Raw genomic sequence first — 16,227 nt, 5'->3', positions numbered from 1 at the left:
CGCTGACGCCGTTATCCGTGAATCCTGACCCACACCGTCACCAGCAGCGTCGCAGCGATCAGCCAGGCGACGGCTGCCAGTGCCAGTGAGGCTTCCAGGCGCAGACGGTCGACCAGCAGGTAAAGCGCCGCGAGGTAAACGAAGTAGGGGATGATCGACCACATGCCGAACAGGATGGTGGTTTTCAGATCGTCCAGCGAACGGCCCTTGCCGACGATGTAATGGGCGATCAGCGCGAAGGTTGGAAACAGCGGCACCAGGCCTGCGATGTAGTAATTGCGGGTCTTGGCCAGCGCCGCAAGTATTACCACCACCGCGCCGCCCAACAGGGCCTTGAGTACCAGATCCAATGGATTCTCCTGCTTGAAAGGCGTCATCGCGCCGTGAGTTGACGGTTCAGAGCCCGTATTTCTTGACCTTGTCGAACAGCGTGGTCTTGGCCATGCCCAATTCCTGACTGGCCTGGCTGAGATTGCCACCACTGCGTTGCAAGGCCTCGCTGAGCAGGTTGCGCTCAAAGGCCTCAACCGCTTCGGCAAAACCCAGGCTTTGATTCTCGATCACCGTGCCGGTCTGTTTGAAGGCGGGCAAACCCAGCGAAAAGCGCTCGGCAACGTTGCGCAACTCCCGCACATTACCCGGCCAGTCATGGCTCATCAGGTTCGACACGGTCTGGCGGTCCAGTTCAGGTGGCTCGCGGTCGAATCGCAGCGAGGACAACTGCAGGAAGTGCTCGAACAATTGCAGAATGTCTTCACGACGCTCGCGCAGTGGCGGAAGCTCAAGCGTCACGACGTTCAGCCGGTAATACAGGTCGCTGCGAAACTGGTTGGTCCGGCCCAGTGCGTTCAGATCGGACTTGGTGGCGGCAATGACCCGGCAATCCACCGCCACGCTCTGGTTTGAACCGAGACGTTCCAGCGTGCGCTCCTGCAGTACTCGCAATAGTTTGATCTGCAGGTTGACCGGCATGCTTTCCACTTCATCGAGAAACAGCGTGCCGTTGTCAGCGTGTTCGATCTTGCCGATCCGGCGCTTGCCCGCACCGGTAAACGCGTTGGCCTCATGGCCGAAGATTTCCGACTCGAACAGGCTTTCCGCCAGACCTCCGCAATTGAGGGCCACGAACTGGCTGCCCTTGCGCCGGCTGAAATCGTGCAGACAACGGGCGACCAGTTCCTTGCCGGTGCCGGTTTCACCTTCGATCAGCACGTTGGCCGAGGTGTCAGCGACATTGGCAATAAGGGCGCGCAGGTTCTGCATGGCCGGTGAGCGGCCGATGATCTTGCCTTCCAGCGAGTCGCGCTCGGCCAGTTGCCTGCGCAGCGACCAGACTTCCCGCGCCAGTCCGCGCTGCTCCAGCGCGCGACGCGTGACGTCCACCAGGCGCTCGGGCGAGAAGGGCTTCTCCATGAAGTCATAAGCGCCGTCGCGCATGGCGTTGACGGCCATCGAAATATCGCCGTGCCCGGTAATCAGCACCACGGGCAAGCTGCTGTCGCGGGCCTTGAGGCGGGTCAGCAACTCCAGCCCGTCGATGCCTGGCAAACGGATATCGCTGATGACGATGCCTGCAAAGTTGTCGCCAATGCGCAGCAAGGCTTCTTCGGCGCTCGAAACACCTTCGCTGACAATATCTTCCAGCGCCAGTGCCTGCTGACAACCCAGCAGCACGTGCGGATCGTCTTCAACGATCAGGACGGTCAGGTCGTTGTTGATGTTCATGGGTGTTGCCTCATGTCGGCTCGCCCTGGCGAGGTTCGGTTGGAGCGTTTTCGATGAATGGCAGGCAGAGGATAAAGCTGGTGCCGCCATCTCCCGGATGCTCGGCACTCAGGCTGCCGCCCGCCGCAGCCGCCAGGCTTGCTGACAGGGTCAGGCCGAGCCCGAGGCCTTGTTCGCCGGGTTTGGTTGTAAAGAAAGGTTCGAAGAGATGTTTGCGCGCTTCCATGTCGATTCCGTGACCGTTGTCGCGCACCAGCAGACGGTAACGACCGTCGGCAATCGCTCCTTCGATCCACAGCTCGGGTCTGGGCTGTGCGTGCATGGCGTCGAGCGCGTTGCCGATCAGGTTGACGAGGATCTGTTCCAGACGCGTCTGGTCGATGGCCAGCGTGGCATCGGCAAAATCCTGGTGCACCTTCAGCGCGGACTGTTCGATCCGTACGGCAAGCAACTGCAGCGCCGCGTCCAGAGCCTTGCACAACTGAGCCTGGCCCTTGTCGTCGCCGCGTCGGGCGAAGGCGCGCAGGCTGGCCGTGATGCGCCCCATGCGGTCCACCAGATCATTGATGGTGCGCAGGTTGGTGCTGGCGGTTTCCAGCGCGCCGCGCTCCAGGAAACGCACCGTATTGCCGGACAGTGTACGCAAGGCCGCCAGCGGCTGGTTCAACTCGTGGGCGATGCTGGTGGACATCTGGCCGATGGCGGCGAGTTTGCCGGCCTGCACCAGTTCATCCTGGGCTTTGCGCAACGTGTCCTCGGCCTGTCGACGTTCACGAATCTGCGCCTTCAAGCGTTCGTTACTGGCGCGCAGGTGCTCGGTGCGCTCGGCAATCTTGCGCTCCAGCTCATTGTTGGCGGCTTCCAGCGCCTCGCGCGCGGCCAGTCGGGTGGCGATTACCTTGCGGCGTTCGTTCCAGGCAATCAGTAAAAACGTCACCAGTGCACAGGCCACGGCCACCAGCATGCCTTGGCTGGCGGCTTCCCGGCGCAGGTCTTCCAGCGGGGTGAGCAGGGTCAGGTGCCAGGGGCTGTCGCTCAAGGGGCGTGTCTGCGCCAGATAGCTGACCTGGGTGTGCTCGCGGTCAACGGTAGCGTTGGCGGGGAAGGTGAGTTTTTCGACGCTTTCGGACAGCGACTCGCGTTCCAGCGGTACCAGTTCGTTCAGCGGCCACCAGTAATATTGCAGGCTGCGCGCCAGCCGTTCCTTGATGTCCGGCGTCAGCGGACGCACCGATTTCAGTCGGCGGGCCGGGTCGCTGGACAGGATGATGATGCCGTTCTCGTCACTGACGAAGGCTTCCAGGCGTGCCCGCTGCCAGCGTTCTTCAAGGGCTTCGAGTCGAACCTTGATCACCGCAACACCGATGATCCGGCCTTTCTCTTCCAGACCATGGGCCAGGTAATAGCCGGATTCGCCCGTGGTGGTGCCGATTCCGTAGAAGCGTCCGGGCAGGCCGCGCACGGCATCCTGGAAATAGGCACGGAAAGACAGGTCTTCGCCCTGATAGCTGTCGCTGTCACGCCAGTTACTGGTGGCCAGAACGCGGCCGGTGGTGTCGAGCACATAGATGGCGCGGCTGCGACTGCGGCGGTTCAGGCCTTCAAGGTAGCGATTGACCTCCTGCTGCAGTTCGGGAGTCGGCTCGTTGAGCAACTGCGAAACGCTGGATTCCAGCTCCAGGACGCTGGGTAGGTAGGTGTATTTGCTGATCTCGCTTTCGACCGTGCGAGCATGCAGTTCCAACTGACGTTCGCCGCTTTCGCTCAGGCTCTTGATGCCGTTGTTTTCGCTGACCAGATACGCAGCGTAGCCGAGCCCGATCATCAGCACGAAGATCAGGGGCGGGAGGAACAGCTGGCGAATCAGGCGGGGTTTCACGGCAAGTGATGGCGGCGCGGCGCGATAAAGAGTGGGGTCGCATTTCATCACAGTCGTCCTGAGCCGAACAGCTACCCGTGTGTAACGGGCAGCTGTCAGCGTAATGCTTAGTGCTGGAGGATCTTGGCGAGGAATTGCTGGGCGCGTTCGGAACGTGCAGACACGTCACCGAAGAACTCTTCCTTGGCGCAGTCTTCGACGATCTGTCCCTTGTCCATGAAGATCACACGATTGGCGACCTTGCGAGCGAAGCCCATTTCGTGGGTCACGCACATCATGGTCATGCCTTCGTGAGCCAGTTGCACCATCACGTCGAGCACTTCGTTGACCATTTCCGGGTCGAGCGCCGAGGTCGGTTCGTCGAACAGCATGACCACCGGGTCCATTGCCAGCGCACGGGCAATCGCCACGCGCTGCTGCTGACCGCCGGAAAGCTGACCGGGATGCTTGTGGGCATGCTCGGACAGGCCGACACGGTCCAGCAGTTTCAAACCTTTTTCGGTGGCTTCGGCCTTGCTGCGACCCAGCACCTTGATCTGGGCGATGGTCAGGTTTTCGACGATGGTCAGGTGCGGGAACAGCTCGAAGTGCTGAAACACCATGCCGACGCGCGAGCGCAGTTTCGGCAGGTTGGTCCTGGAGTCGGAGATCGACGTGCCGTCGACCACGATGTCGCCTTTCTGGAACGGCTCAAGGGCGTTCACGCACTTGATCAGGGTCGACTTACCGGAACCGGAAGGCCCGCAGACCACGACCACTTCGCCCTTGCTGACCTCGGTGCTGCAATCGGTCAGTACCTGGAAGTCCCCATACCACTTGTTGACGTTTTTGATGGAAATCATACGGCGAACCTTTTTTGCAAACGCTTCACCAGCAACGAGGCGGCAAAGCTGATCGTGAAATACACCAGACCGGCAATGATCAGGAACTCGTTGGCGCGACCGATGATGTCGCCGCTGGCCCGCGAGGCGTTGAGGAAGTCCACGAGGCCGACGGTGTAAACCAGAGAGGTGTCCTGAAACAGAATGATGCTCTGTTGCAGCAGCAGAGGCGTCATCTTGCGAAACGCCTGAGGCAGGATGATCAGGCGCATCATCTGGCCATAGTTCATGCCCAGCGCCTGGGCCGCGCCCATCTGCCCCTTGGAAATCGACTGCACACCGGCACGTACGATTTCGCAGAAGTAGGCCGCTTCGAACATCATGAAGGCCACGACGCAGGAGGTGAACGCACCGATCGGTGTGTCTTCACCGGTGATCCAGCGCAGCACGAACGGCACGGCCAGATAGAACCAGGTGATCACCAGCAGCAGCGGGATGGAGCGAAAATAGTTCACGTAAGCGCCAGCGACGTTGGCCAGCAGCTTGTTCGAAGACAGTCGCATCAACGCCAGCACGGTGCCGAGCAACAGACCGCCGACCACACCCATCGCCATCAGCTTCAGGGTCATGACCATGCCATTCCACAGGCCGGGGAGGGCGGGAACGATTCCAGTGAAGTCCATTATTTACCTCCCACGGAAATCAGGCCGGGCACGGCGACTTTCTTCTCGATCACACGCATCAGCAGCATCAGGCTCATGTTCAGCGTGAAGTAGATGAGGGTGGCCAGCGTGAAGGCTTCGAACAGGTTCGCGGAAAACTCGGCGGTCTGCTTGGTCTGCGCGAGCAGTTCCATCAGGCCGATCAGCGAGGCCACCGAAGAGTTCTTGAACACGTTCAGAAATTCGGAGGTAAGCGGCGGAATGATGATGCGGTAGGCTTGAGGCAGCAGCACGTTCCAGTAGATCTGTGGCAGCTTGAAGCCCATGGCGCGAGCGGCCGATTCCTGGCCTTTGGGCAGCGCCTGGATACCGGTGCGGACCTGTTCGCAGACCCGTGCGGCGGTGAACAGACCCAGGCACACGACGACGCTCAGAAACGCCGAAGTCGTCGGGTTGAGGTCTTGCTTGTACCACTCCTGCAGGTCTGCAGGCAGCAGATCAGGTACCAGGAAGTACCAGATGAACAGTTGCACCAGCAGTGGCACATTGCGGAAGATTTCCACGTAAGTCGTGGCAATGCCTGACACCAGACGGCTCGGTACGGTGCGCATGACACCCAGTATCGAACCCAGTATCAAGGCGATGATCCAGGCGACGACTGCAATGGCGATAGTCCAGCCCAGACCGGATATGAACCAGTCCAGATAGGTCTCGCTGCCGACGCCGGTGGACTTGAAGAACACGCCCCAGTCCCAGTTGTAATTCATCAGGGTCTCCCCCTCTTGTTCTATTGCTATCGAGATGCACGCAGTGTCGGTTCCCGAGCGGGAGATTCAGCCCGCTCGGGGTGCAGTCAGTTCAGCGAGGCTGAACCGATTGCTCAGGCTTTCTTTTCTTCGAGGGCTTTGGCGGGTTCGGCCGCCTGGTCGGTCGGATTCTTGATCAGCTCTTTGATTTTTTCGCTCATCGGGAACTCAAGGTTCAGGCCTTTTGGCGGGACCGGGGACTGGAACCATTTGTTGTAGATCGTGTTGATCTCGCCCGACTTGTAGGTTGCAACGATGGCGTCGTCCACGGCTTTCTTGAACGGTGCATCGCCTTTACGAACCATGCAGCCGTAGATTTCGTAGGACTGTGCGGTACCGGTGACGGCCCAGTCATCCGGCTTCTTGGCCTTGGCCATTTCGCCTGCCAGCAGGGCGTCGTCCATCATGAACGCGACGGCGCGGCCCGATTCCAGCATCTGGAAGGACTCACCGTGGTCCTTGGCGGAGATAACGTTCATGCCCATCTGCTTGTCGGCGTTCATGGCCTTCAGAATGCGCTCGGACGTTGTCCCGGCGGTGGTCACGACGTTCTTGCCTTTCAGGTCGTCGAAGTCCTTGTAGCTGGAATCTTTCTTGGACAGCAGACGGGTACCGACTTCGAAGATGCCGACCGAGAAATCAACCTGCTGCTGACGCTCGACGTTGTTGGTGGTCGAGCCACATTCCACGTCAACGGTGCCGTTCTGGACCAGTGGAATACGGGTCTGGGAGGTCACCAGGTTGTACTTGACCTTCAGGTCAGGCATGTCCAGTTCTTTCTTGATGCCTTCAACGATTTTCAGCTGAATGTCGTGGGAGTAGCCCATCGGCACGCCCGAGGCGTCAGCAATGTAGGAGAACGGGATGGATGCGTCACGGTGGCCGAGCGTGATGGTGCCGGACTCTTTGATTTTCTTCAGAGTGCCTGTCAATTCAGCGGCGAAAACCGGAGTGCTGATCAGAGCGGCAGCGATTGCTGCGCCCAGCAGATGGGGAACGATGCGCATCGATGAATCCTCGATTTCATTTTTTATTGATAGGACGCCTTGAGGGACATCCACTTCTTTGACGATGGCTTCAACGGCGTCCTGGGTAGACACACGCTAATGTCGAAGCAGTCGATGCAAGGTGTAGAGCATGAGTCATGCCAAACCTTTATGGATTTTCAACTCACTGAAACTAAAAGGTTTTTATCTGATTAAGGCGTGTTGAACGGCAGGCGCTCGTCCGGGAAGCCGAATCTGGCAGCGGCAGCTGTTCGGAAAACCGAATGAGTGGAGGGGGAGAGGGGGAAGGTGTGTGGGGGTTGGAAAGGTGTTACGTACAATCGCAGGCGCACTGCTGGCATCGGATATGCGGTATGCAGCTGCTGATACCTTTCACAGAAAACCAGGTCTTCAGTGGGTTACAGGTTGTTTGCCTGGAGGCGGCTAATCTGAAGCCATAGCCGCCTTACACAGGGCTCTCCGATTGACGGGGTGTCGCGCGAACCGGGTGTTGCGACTGATCAGGCCGCTTCAATCGCCGCCTTGTTGCGTGCAACCGTTTCCAGATAGCTGCTCACGGCTGCCTGTTCTTCAGGCGTGGTGAACAGACCCAGCTTGGTACGACGCCACAGGATGTCATCGATGCTGGTGGCCCATTCCTGATCGCACAGGTAATCAACTTCACGCGCGTACAAGCCGCCACCCAGGTGCTGACCCATGCCTTCAAGATTCTGCACACCTTCCAGCAGGCGCCAGCTGCGGCTGCCGTAGGTGATTGCCCAACGCTTGGCGATCGGAGCCGGCAGCCAGGTGTGACGACGGGTCAGTTCGCTGGCCAGCGCTTCCGGAGTCGTCATGTCTTCGCCACCCGGCAGCGCGGACGTGGCTGTCCAGCTCGGCTTCATCTGCTTGAAGAACGGTGCCAGTTGCGCCATGGCCGATTCGGCGAGCTTGCGGTAAGTGGTCAACTTGCCGCCGAACACCGACAGGATCGGCGCCTCGTCGGCACCTCCGGACAGCGACAGGGTGTAGTCACGGGTAATTGCAGACGGGTTGTCGGATTCGTCGTTGCACAGCGGGCGCACACCGGAGTAGGTGTGCAGCACATCGGCGCGGGTCAGTTGCTTCTTGAAGTGGTCATTGGCCACTTTCAATACGTAGTCCATCTCGCCGTCGGTGATTTCCACCTTGTTCGGATCGCCCTGATACTCACGGTCGGTCGTGCCGACAATAGTGAAGTGATCCATGTACGGGATGGTGAACACGATGCGCTTGTCTTCGTTTTGCAGAATGAACGCATGTTCACCTTCGTACAGCTTCGGCACGATCAGATGGCTGCCTTGAATCAGGCGGATGCCGTACGCCGACTCAAGCTTCAGGTCTTCACGAATGAACTTGGCCACCCATGGACCGGCCGCATTGACCAGTGCCTTGGCATGAATTGAAAACAGGCTGCCGTCGCTGCGTTCCAGATGCAGGTGCCACAGGCCCTTGACGCGACGGGCACTGACGCAACGTGTCTGGGTATGGATGTGCGCACCGTTCTCACGGGCTGACATGGCATTGAGTACGACCAGACGGGCGTCGTCGACCCAGCAATCGGAGTATTCGAAACCGCGGGTGATGCTGGAATTAAGCGGGCTGTCTGCGCCGAAACGAATCGTGCGCGAAGCAGGCAGCTTTTCACGCTTGCCCAAGTGATCGTAAAGGAACATGCCGGCACGAATCATCCAAGCCGGACGCAGGTGCGGACGGTGTGGGAGCACGAAGCGCATGGGCTTGACAATATGCGGCGCCTTGGCCAGCAACACCTCACGCTCAGCCAGTGCCTCACGCACCAGACGGAATTCATAGTGTTCCAGATAGCGCAGCCCACCGTGAATCAGCTTGCTGCTGGCAGAAGAGGTATGGCTGGCAAGGTCGTCTTTCTCGCACAGAAACACCGACAGGCCGCGCCCGGACGCGTCTGCCGCAATGCCGACGCCATTGATGCCACCACCGATCACGGCGATGTCGTAGACCTCTGAAAGAGGGGCGGCGGATGTCGCGTGGGTCTGGGGCATTGTTGGCCTCCTGAAGAGTGCTTGAGCGGTGCTCGAAAGGCGAATCTGAACATTAATGTTCACTTTCGAAAATCATAGCTCAATAAAAATCCCCTCGCCAGCGACTATTGATTGAAATTACTGATGATGAACTTAGAAAAGAACAAAAATGAACATTGTAGGACGGGATGAGCGAGGGCGCGTGAATCGATGAGCGTCGCTGCGAGCGGCAGGGTAGAGGGCTTGCGAATCAGCCGAGAGGCGAAAAGGCGACTTGAGCCATGTGCTTGGCTCACCGAATCTGAAGTCTGCGGCCTATGTGGCGCAGGGCGTCACGGGATGCATGTCCACGCAGGATGGGCACAACCTGTGTCGAGGCAGACTTATGGATAAACGCCGAGCACAGGGCATCGGCACATTCAGGTCAGTTTTGGTGATCAAACCACCTCAAGCCGGATCTTGTGCTGGTTCAGCAACTGCTGCAGCGCAGGGACAGGTGGCTCATCAGTGACCAGACAATCGATCAGAGTGATCGGCCCCAGCCTGACCATCGCGTTGCGTCCGAACTTGCTGGAGTCAGCTGCCAGCAGCACTTTGCGCGCATTGGCGATGATCGCCTGCGACACCCGGACTTCCTGATAATCGAAATCCAGCAGGCTGCCGTCTTCGTCGATGCCGCTGATGCCGACGAGGGCAAAGTCGACCTTGAACTGCGAGATGAAGTCGACACTGGCCTGGCCTACCACGCCGCCGTCACGACGCACATTACCGCCCGCCAGCAGCACCTCGAAGTCATCCTTGGCGCTCAGGATTGACGCAACATGCAGGTTGTTGGTGATGATTTTCAGGTTGCTGTGATTGAGCAGGGCGCGAGCGATGGATTCGGTGGTGGTACCGATATTGATGAACAGCGAGGCGTTGTCGGGGATTTGCGCTGCGATGGCTTCAGCGATCCGCTGCTTTTCGTCGCGCATCTGATCCGCTCGCATGGCGTAGGCGGTGTTTTCGATGCTGGAGTCATAGGCCGCGCCGCCGTGGTAGCGCCGCAGCAGGTTCATTTCCGCAAGCTGGTTGATGTCTCGACGGATGGTTTGCGGGGTCACGACGAACAGCGTCGCCATTTCATCGATGCTGACGTAGCCGCGATCACGGACCAGTTCGAGGATCTGTTGTTGGCGGGGAGGCAGGTTCATTGTTTTTCCTTGGGCGCCCACTGCAAATGGCGCCCATCATGCCGCAGGGACATGGGCTCTGTCAGCCGGAAATCCTGCTCCTCGCCAGACCGTCAGGCTTACTCCTCGTTTTCGTGCGGTTCCCAGTCACGGGTGCGGGCCACGGCTTTTTGCCAGCCTGCATACAGTTTCTCTTTATGCGCTTCTTCACACAGCGGCTCGAAAACGCGCTCGATCACAGCCTTGTTGCGCAACTCGTCCAGGCTGCTCCAGAAACCAATGGCCAGACCGGCCAGGAACGCCGCGCCCAGTGCCGTGGTTTCGCGCATCTGCGGACGCTCTACATGCGTGCCGAGGATGTCTGCCTGGAACTGCATGAGGAAGTTGTTGGCTACTGCTCCGCCATCCACACGCAGGGATTTCAGGCGTTCGCCGGAATCCTGCTGCATGGCGTCCAGTACGTCACGGGTCTGATAGGCGATGGACTCCAGCGCCGCACGGATGATGTGATCGACTTTCACGCCGCGGGTCAGGCCGAACAGCGCGCCACGGGCGTATGGGTCCCAGTAGGGGGCGCCCAGACCGGTAAAGGCCGGGACCAGATACACGCCGTTGCTGTCCTTGACCTTGCTGGCGAAGTACTCGGTGTCCAGCGCGTCGTTGATGATCTTCAGTTCGTCACGCAGCCATTGTACGGTCGAGCCGCCGTTGAACACGGCACCTTCCAGTGCATAAGCCACTTCGCCACGCGGGCCGCAGCCGATGGTGGTGAGCATGCCGTGAGCCGATTTCACCGCTTTCTTGCCGGTGTTCATCAGCAGGAAACAACCGGTGCCGTAGGTGTTTTTCGCCTGACCCGGCTCGACGCACATCTGACCAAACAGCGCCGCTTGCTGGTCGCCCGCGATACCCGCAATCGGGATGCCGCTCTTGCTGTGACCGTAGACCTCGGACGAGGCTTTGACCTCGGGCAGGATCTCGCGCGGAATGTCCAGCACGTCGAGCATGCGCTGATCCCATTCCAGGGTATGGATATTGAACAGCATGGTGCGCGAGGCGTTGGTGTAGTCGGTGACGTGGACCTTGCCGCCGGTGAATTTCCAGATCAGCCAGGTATCGATGGTGCCGAACATCAGCTCACCCTTGCGGGCGCGTTCGCGGCTGCCTTCGACGTTGTCCAGAATCCACTTGACCTTGGAGCCGGAGAAGTACGGGTCGATGACCAGACCGGTGGTGTCCTTGATGTATTCCTCGAGGCCGTCTCGCTTGAGCTGCTGGCAGATTTCAGTGCTGCGGCGGCATTGCCAGACAATGGCATTGTAGATTGGGCGGCCGGTGTCACGCTCCCAGATCACGGTGGTTTCGCGCTGGTTGGTGATGCCGATGGCAGCAATCTGATTGTGGTGCAGGTCGGCCTGGGCCAGCGCCTTGGTCATGCACGCGGTCTGGGTGGCGAAGATTTCCATCGGGTCATGCTCGACCCAGCCAGCCTGCGGATAATGCTGGACGAATTCGCTTTGGGCAGTGCTCACCACATTGGCATCGCGGTCGAAGATGATGGCCCGCGAGCTGGTGGTGCCCTGATCAAGGGCAATGATGTAGTTCTTGTTCTGTGTGTCAGTCATGTCGATTGCCTTGCGTTATTGGGGTGGAATTCAAGATGACGCTTGAGCCTTGCCGCGAATCGCGCTGGTGTCTTTCTTTTCTTTTTCGTCTACAGCGGGATCGGCGCCGGGCAGATGGCGCCCAATCAGCACGCGGTAGCCGGCGGCGCCGAGGCAGGCACCCAGAATGGGCGCAAAAATCGGAACCAGGAAATAAGGTATGTCACGACCGCCGGTGAATGCTATCTCACCCCAGCCGGCAATGAACGTCATCATTTTCGGGCCGAAGTCACGTGCAGGATTCATGGCAAAGCCGGTCAACGGACCCATGGCGCTGCCGATCACCGCGACCAGCAGACCGATCAGCAGAGGAGCCAGCGCGCCACGCGGCAGGCCGTTGTTGTCGTCGCCCAGCGCCATGATCACGCCCATTAGAATGGTGGTGATGACCATCTCGACCAGAAAGGCCTGGCCAACCGAAATGGCAGGGTTCGGATAGGTAGAGAACACCGATGCCAGTTCAAGGCTCTGTTCGGTGCCACGAATGATGTGGTGCGCATGTTCGAAGTCGAAAAAGAGGCTGACGTACAGAAGGTACACAAGCCCCGCGCCGCAGAACGCACCGGCGATCTGGGAAGCGATATAAAAAGGCAGTTTTCGTTTTTCGAAACCGGCAAACATGCTCAGCGCGATGCTGACGGCCGGGTTGAGGTGTGCGCCGGAAATACCTGCACTCAGGTAGATGCCCATGCTGACGGCCATGCCCCAGATGATGCAGATTTCCCAAAGTCCGAAAGAAGCACCCGCGACCTTGAGCGCTGCAACGCATCCGGTCCCGAAAAAAATCATCAGGGCTGTGCCCAGGAATTCAGCAGTACATTGTGCGGAAAGCGTTGGTTGTCGGGTTGCAATGGTCATGAATACCTCTTTTTTGTTTTTGTCGCGGCACCGTATGCAGACACGGATGCTCGTTATTGCGGCGTGTCAGGATTCTTCGGAATACGGTCACTGGTGCGAGTTATACCGAAAAACAGCGTTCGTTAATATTCGCAAACGAAAAAATATAGACAAGAAAGAACCCTGTCAAAGGTCGGAACTGAACGGTCACTGAAAAATATCACGGCCAGGTCTTAGTTTGTTTCTGCATGTTTTGTAGGAAAAGTCTTGATGGTTTTAAATAGCCATCAAGGCCGCAGCCTTTATGGATCAAGGCGCTTCCCGATTATTTGGCTTAAAGTAGCGCTCACCCTGATCTGTCTGGAGTGATGAATGACCCCCGCCTTGGATTTATTGAAAAAAGTTCGTGCCGAACACCGCATCCACAGTTATGAACACGATCCCAAGGCGGCATCGTATGGCCTGGAGGCGGCAGAAAAGCTCGGTCTGGAACCTGCGCGTGTGTTCAAGACGCTGCTGGCCAGTACTGAAAAGGGCGAATTGCTGGTCGCCGTCGTGCCGGTCGTCGGAACACTGGATCTGAAGGCGCTGGCTCACGCTGCCGGCGTCAAGAAGATCGAAATGGCCGACCCGGCCGCGGCGCAGCGCTCGACCGGTTATCTGTTGGGAGGCATCAGTCCCTTGGGTCAGAAAAAGCGCTTGCGTACGTTCATCGACGAAACGGCCATGCCCTTGGAGACCATTTTTGTCAGCGCGGGCAGGAGAGGGCTGGAAGTGGAGCTGTCAGCGCAGGTGCTGGCGGCTCACACCAGCGCGACCTTCGCCGCTATCGGCCGTGAATGAGTCGACCACTCAGCCGCTGACCGCGTGTGCAGCGACGCTGCCTGGGGCAGCAAACAGAACCAGATGATCGGCGGCGACCTGAATGCCGACCTGCTCGCCGGTCATGTGATCGGCGTGGCTGGGAAAGATCGCCTCGAGCTGGCTGCCGGTCGGCAACTGCAGGCGATACAGGGTTGAAGCGCCCTGAAAGATTCGACCGATGACCCGTGCTTTCAGCGCGCTTTGCGGTGCATGAACAATGTCGTCGGGGCGCAACAGCACGTCTACCGCGCTCCCACTGACGCCCGGATAAGCCCGATTGCCGCGCAGCACACCCAGTTCGGTCTGTACCGATTCATGGTCGATCATCTGACCGCGAATGAAATACCCCTGGCCGATGAAGCTGGCGACAAATGGCGTCTGCGGCTCGTGGTACAGGTTGTAGGGAGTGTCCCACTGCTCCAGCCGGCCTTCCTTGAAAACGCCGACCTGATCGCTGACCGCGAATGCTTCCTCCTGATCGTGAGTCACCAGAATTGCACTGGTGCCGCGCGCCTTCAGGATGTCGCGCACCTCGTGACTCAAGCGCCTGCGCAACTCGCGATCCAGATTGGAAAACGGCTCATCGAGCAGCAACAACCGCGGCTCCGGTGCCAGAGCCCGGGCGAGCGCAACCCGCTGCTGCTGTCCGCCTGACAACGCGTGCGGATAGCGTTTGCCCAGCCCGGCGAGGTTGACCCGTTCCAGCAACTCAGCCGTTACCTGCTCACGGCGCGGATGCTTGCGGATGCCGAACGCGATATTGTCAGCGACGCTCAGGTGCGGAAACAGGGCATAGTCCTGAAACACCATGCCGATCCGGCGCTTTTCCGGTGCCAGCGTCCAGCCTGGACGCGAGATCACTTCGCCCGCCAACGTGATCTCGCCGGCGTGGATCGGTTCGAAACCGGCAATTGCACGCAGTGTCGTCGTCTTGCCGCAGCCTGAGGAGCCCAGCAGGCAGCCGATGTCACCTGCATTGAGGTGCAGATTCAGGTCCTGCACCACACGCTGGTTGTCATAGCCGCACGCCAGATTGCGCAGGTTCAGCAGCAGGGCCTGACTCATGCCGGCTGACAGGACGGCGCGACGAGGAATTCCAGCAGCGCTTTCTGTGCGTGCAAACGGTTTTCCGCCTGATCCCACGCGACCGAGCGTGGATCGTCCAGCAGATCGACGCTGATTTCTTCACCCCGGTGTGCGGGCAGGCAGTGCATGAACAGCACGTCCTTATCCGCAAGGTCGAGCAGCGCGCGCGTTACCTGGAATGGTGCGAACAAGGCCATACGCTTGGCCGTTTCCTCTTCCTGTCCCATGGAGGTCCAGACATCGGTACTCACCAGGTGTGCGCCTTCGACTGCTGCTTTCGGGTCACGAACAATCGTCACGCGATCCCCGGCCAGCGCCATGAACTCGGGATTCGGCTCGTAACCCAGCGGGCAGGCGATGCGCAAATTGAAGTCGAACCGGATCGCCGCTTCTATATAACTGTTGCACATGTTGTTGCCGTCACCGATCCACGCCACGGTCTTGCCCTTGATCGAGCCACGATGCTCGAGGAAGGTCTGCATGTCGGCCAGCAACTGGCACGGATGCAGGTCATCGGACAAACCGTTGATTACCGGCACACGGGAATTGGCAGCGAATTCGATCAGATTGCTGTGGGCATAGGTACGGATCATGACCGCGTCGAGCATGCGCGACATGACCTTGGCACTGTCGGCAATCGGCTCACCACGCCCCAGTTGCGTGTCGCGATGGGACAAAAAGATGGCCTGGCCGCCCAGCTGAATCATGCCGGCTTCGAAGGAAAGACGGGTACGAGTCGAGGATTTTTCAAAAATCATCCCCAGCACCCGGTTCTTCAGGGGTTCAAAAAGCACGCCGCGATTTCGCAGGTCTTTGAGCTCTACGCCACGACGGATCAAGCCCAGCAGTTCGTCTGGGGTGTAATCCATCATCGAGAGAAAGTGCCTGGCGTTCATGATTAACTACCTTTTTTGCAACAGACCGCAGTGTTTCAAAGCCGGGTTTTATCGAGAAAACGGGCGAACATTGCGGAGAAAGCCGCACGAGGCGACGAATAAGGGAGGCGCGATAGTATAAAAAAATGTCGCGTCTTACCAATAGCTTGCTTGATTTCGAATGGCGGTCTGAATCCGGTGACCGGTCTTCAGGCCGTATAGTAATTCTCGCATCGCGCTAAAAAGTGACTACTCTGAAGCAGGCCTTTAGCCATTACTGTGCTATTCAAAGGCAGCATTTGTACACTGCCCAAAGCGGGCTTGGCAATTAGTACCAATCCTGCAACAGTCCGGCCGCGAATGCGACGTGCTTCACGCGCTTGAAACAATGACCGTTTCCTAAACAACGGCCGTAGGTTATAAAGCCTCGTTGATATCATCATTGATCGGGAGATCGGGAATGGACTCTAAAGAGCGTCAACTAACGGAATTGCTCGGGCTGACTGCCCGCACCTTGACCCACCTCACCGCATCCATGACCTCCATGTCCTTTGAACTGCTGCGTAGCGAAGACGAAGTCACGCGCACTGCCGGACGACGCATGATTGATCGCATGGCCACCATCAGCTCGGGGCTTGATGAGCACTGGCGTCTGATCGGCGACCTGACCGGCGTGCACATGGCTCAGGAGCAGATCGAAACCGTGACCGAAATCCAGTTGCAGCGCAAGGTTGTCACACCCATCGGCAGCTGACTGACAGCGTACATCCGTCGGCCTGATGGGCCTTGATTCATGATGCGAAGCCGG

15 protein-coding genes are annotated in these 16,227 nt (G+C 58.8%); 2 read left to right on the top strand and 13 right to left on the bottom strand.

The features are described from left to right. Positions 1-11 precede the first annotated feature (11 nt). The 11 genes from JTJ32_RS19975 to JTJ32_RS19925 form a co-directional block, all read right to left on the bottom strand. Positions 12-377 carry a GlpM family protein gene (locus JTJ32_RS19975; protein WP_180274215.1) on the bottom strand — a complete coding sequence of 122 codons (366 nt, stop codon included), beginning with the start codon at positions 375-377 and terminating at the stop codon, positions 12-14. A gap of 19 nt (positions 378-396) precedes the next feature. Beyond that, the gene (gene aauR, locus JTJ32_RS19970; protein ID WP_099226122.1) at positions 397-1,725 is read right to left on the bottom strand and encodes a two-component response regulator AauR; all 1,329 of its coding nucleotides are present in this window, start codon (positions 1,723-1,725) and stop codon (positions 397-399) included. A 10-nt stretch (positions 1,726-1,735) separates the two neighbouring features. Then, complete coding sequence (gene aauS / locus JTJ32_RS19965) at positions 1,736-3,652, bottom strand: two-component sensor histidine kinase AauS (RefSeq protein ID WP_099226121.1); 1,917 nt, start codon at positions 3,650-3,652, stop codon at positions 1,736-1,738. A gap of 59 nt (positions 3,653-3,711) precedes the next feature. Further along, positions 3,712-4,446: an amino acid ABC transporter ATP-binding protein gene (locus tag JTJ32_RS19960; protein ID WP_025993871.1), complete on the bottom strand. Its 735-nt coding sequence runs from the start codon at positions 4,444-4,446 to the stop codon at positions 3,712-3,714. Continuing rightward, positions 4,443-5,111 (bottom strand): amino acid ABC transporter permease, encoded by a 669-nt coding sequence (locus JTJ32_RS19955; RefSeq protein WP_032632644.1) that lies wholly within the window; start codon positions 5,109-5,111, stop codon positions 4,443-4,445. Before JTJ32_RS19955 ends, JTJ32_RS19960 begins: the two co-directional genes overlap by 4 nt. After that, on the bottom strand, positions 5,108-5,854 hold the full coding sequence (locus tag JTJ32_RS19950) for an amino acid ABC transporter permease (protein ID WP_099226120.1): 747 nt from the start codon (positions 5,852-5,854) through the stop codon (positions 5,108-5,110). The genes JTJ32_RS19955 and JTJ32_RS19950 overlap by 4 nt, the downstream gene beginning before the upstream one ends. Before the next feature lie 113 nt (positions 5,855-5,967). Then, positions 5,968-6,900, bottom strand: coding sequence for a glutamate/aspartate ABC transporter substrate-binding protein (locus tag JTJ32_RS19945; protein ID WP_184320856.1), 933 nt, complete (start codon positions 6,898-6,900; stop codon positions 5,968-5,970). 500 nt (positions 6,901-7,400) lie between these two features. Next, complete coding sequence (glpD, locus tag JTJ32_RS19940; protein ID WP_210043058.1) at positions 7,401-8,942, bottom strand: glycerol-3-phosphate dehydrogenase; 1,542 nt, start codon at positions 8,940-8,942, stop codon at positions 7,401-7,403. 416 nt (positions 8,943-9,358) lie between these two features. Then, entirely contained in the window at positions 9,359-10,114 is a 756-nt protein-coding gene (locus JTJ32_RS19935; RefSeq protein ID WP_099226117.1) for a DeoR/GlpR family transcriptional regulator, read from the bottom strand. Positions 10,115-10,212: 98 nt separating this feature from the next. Then, positions 10,213-11,718, bottom strand: coding sequence for a glycerol kinase GlpK (glpK, locus tag JTJ32_RS19930; RefSeq protein WP_004881859.1), 1,506 nt, complete (start codon positions 11,716-11,718; stop codon positions 10,213-10,215). 30 nt (positions 11,719-11,748) lie between these two features. Next, the gene (locus tag JTJ32_RS19925) at positions 11,749-12,615 is read right to left on the bottom strand and encodes an MIP/aquaporin family protein (RefSeq protein WP_210043056.1); all 867 of its coding nucleotides are present in this window, start codon (positions 12,613-12,615) and stop codon (positions 11,749-11,751) included. 351 nt (positions 12,616-12,966) lie between these two features. Here JTJ32_RS19925 and ybaK point away from each other — a divergent pair, with 351 nt between their 5' ends. Further along, on the top strand, positions 12,967-13,437 hold the full coding sequence (gene ybaK / locus JTJ32_RS19920; RefSeq protein ID WP_210043054.1) for a Cys-tRNA(Pro) deacylase: 471 nt from the start codon (positions 12,967-12,969) through the stop codon (positions 13,435-13,437). A gap of 9 nt (positions 13,438-13,446) precedes the next feature. On the opposite strand, the gene JTJ32_RS19915 is transcribed toward ybaK, so the two are convergent. Beyond that, positions 13,447-14,523: an ABC transporter ATP-binding protein gene (locus tag JTJ32_RS19915; RefSeq protein ID WP_210043053.1), complete on the bottom strand. Its 1,077-nt coding sequence runs from the start codon at positions 14,521-14,523 to the stop codon at positions 13,447-13,449. Next, positions 14,520-15,440 (bottom strand): ornithine carbamoyltransferase, encoded by a 921-nt coding sequence (argF, locus tag JTJ32_RS19910; protein WP_099226114.1) that lies wholly within the window; start codon positions 15,438-15,440, stop codon positions 14,520-14,522. Before argF ends, JTJ32_RS19915 begins: the two co-directional genes overlap by 4 nt. Before the next feature lie 439 nt (positions 15,441-15,879). Between argF and JTJ32_RS19905 the strand changes: the two genes are divergently transcribed. Then, positions 15,880-16,173, top strand: a complete 294-nt coding sequence (locus JTJ32_RS19905) for a PlzR type 4 pili assembly inhibitor (protein WP_099226113.1) — start codon at positions 15,880-15,882, stop codon at positions 16,171-16,173. Positions 16,174-16,227 lie beyond the last annotated feature (54 nt).

This window comes from Pseudomonas alliivorans (assembly GCF_017826695.1).
In the GTDB taxonomy this organism is placed as follows: Bacteria; Pseudomonadota; Gammaproteobacteria; order Pseudomonadales; family Pseudomonadaceae; genus Aquipseudomonas; species Aquipseudomonas alliivorans.
Note: the sequence above shows the minus strand (reverse complement) of the source record. Positions and strands in the feature narration are given on the sequence as shown.

Excerpts from the sequence above, each read along its gene's own strand:
- JTJ32_RS19975 (WP_180274215.1), bottom strand. The coding sequence starts at position 377 with ATGACGCCTTTCAAGCAGGAGAATCCATTGGATCTGGTACTCAAGGCC.
- aauR (WP_099226122.1), bottom strand. The coding sequence starts at position 1,725 with ATGAACATCAACAACGACCTGACCGTCCTGATCGTTGAAGACGATCCG.
- aauS (WP_099226121.1), bottom strand. The coding sequence starts at position 3,652 with ATGAAATGCGACCCCACTCTTTATCGCGCCGCGCCGCCATCACTTGCC.
- JTJ32_RS19960 (WP_025993871.1), bottom strand. The coding sequence starts at position 4,446 with ATGATTTCCATCAAAAACGTCAACAAGTGGTATGGGGACTTCCAGGTA.
- JTJ32_RS19950 (WP_099226120.1), bottom strand. The coding sequence starts at position 5,854 with ATGAATTACAACTGGGACTGGGGCGTGTTCTTCAAGTCCACCGGCGTC.
- JTJ32_RS19945 (WP_184320856.1), bottom strand. The coding sequence starts at position 6,900 with ATGCGCATCGTTCCCCATCTGCTGGGCGCAGCAATCGCTGCCGCTCTG.
- glpD (WP_210043058.1), bottom strand. The coding sequence starts at position 8,942 with ATGCCCCAGACCCACGCGACATCCGCCGCCCCTCTTTCAGAGGTCTAC.
- JTJ32_RS19935 (WP_099226117.1), bottom strand. The coding sequence starts at position 10,114 with ATGAACCTGCCTCCCCGCCAACAACAGATCCTCGAACTGGTCCGTGAT.
- glpK (WP_004881859.1), bottom strand. The coding sequence starts at position 11,718 with ATGACTGACACACAGAACAAGAACTACATCATTGCCCTTGATCAGGGC.
- JTJ32_RS19925 (WP_210043056.1), bottom strand. The coding sequence starts at position 12,615 with ATGACCATTGCAACCCGACAACCAACGCTTTCCGCACAATGTACTGCT.
- ybaK (WP_210043054.1), top strand. The coding sequence starts at position 12,967 with ATGACCCCCGCCTTGGATTTATTGAAAAAAGTTCGTGCCGAACACCGC.
- JTJ32_RS19915 (WP_210043053.1), bottom strand. The coding sequence starts at position 14,523 with ATGAGTCAGGCCCTGCTGCTGAACCTGCGCAATCTGGCGTGCGGCTAT.
- argF (WP_099226114.1), bottom strand. The coding sequence starts at position 15,440 with ATGAACGCCAGGCACTTTCTCTCGATGATGGATTACACCCCAGACGAA.
- JTJ32_RS19905 (WP_099226113.1), top strand. The coding sequence starts at position 15,880 with ATGGACTCTAAAGAGCGTCAACTAACGGAATTGCTCGGGCTGACTGCC.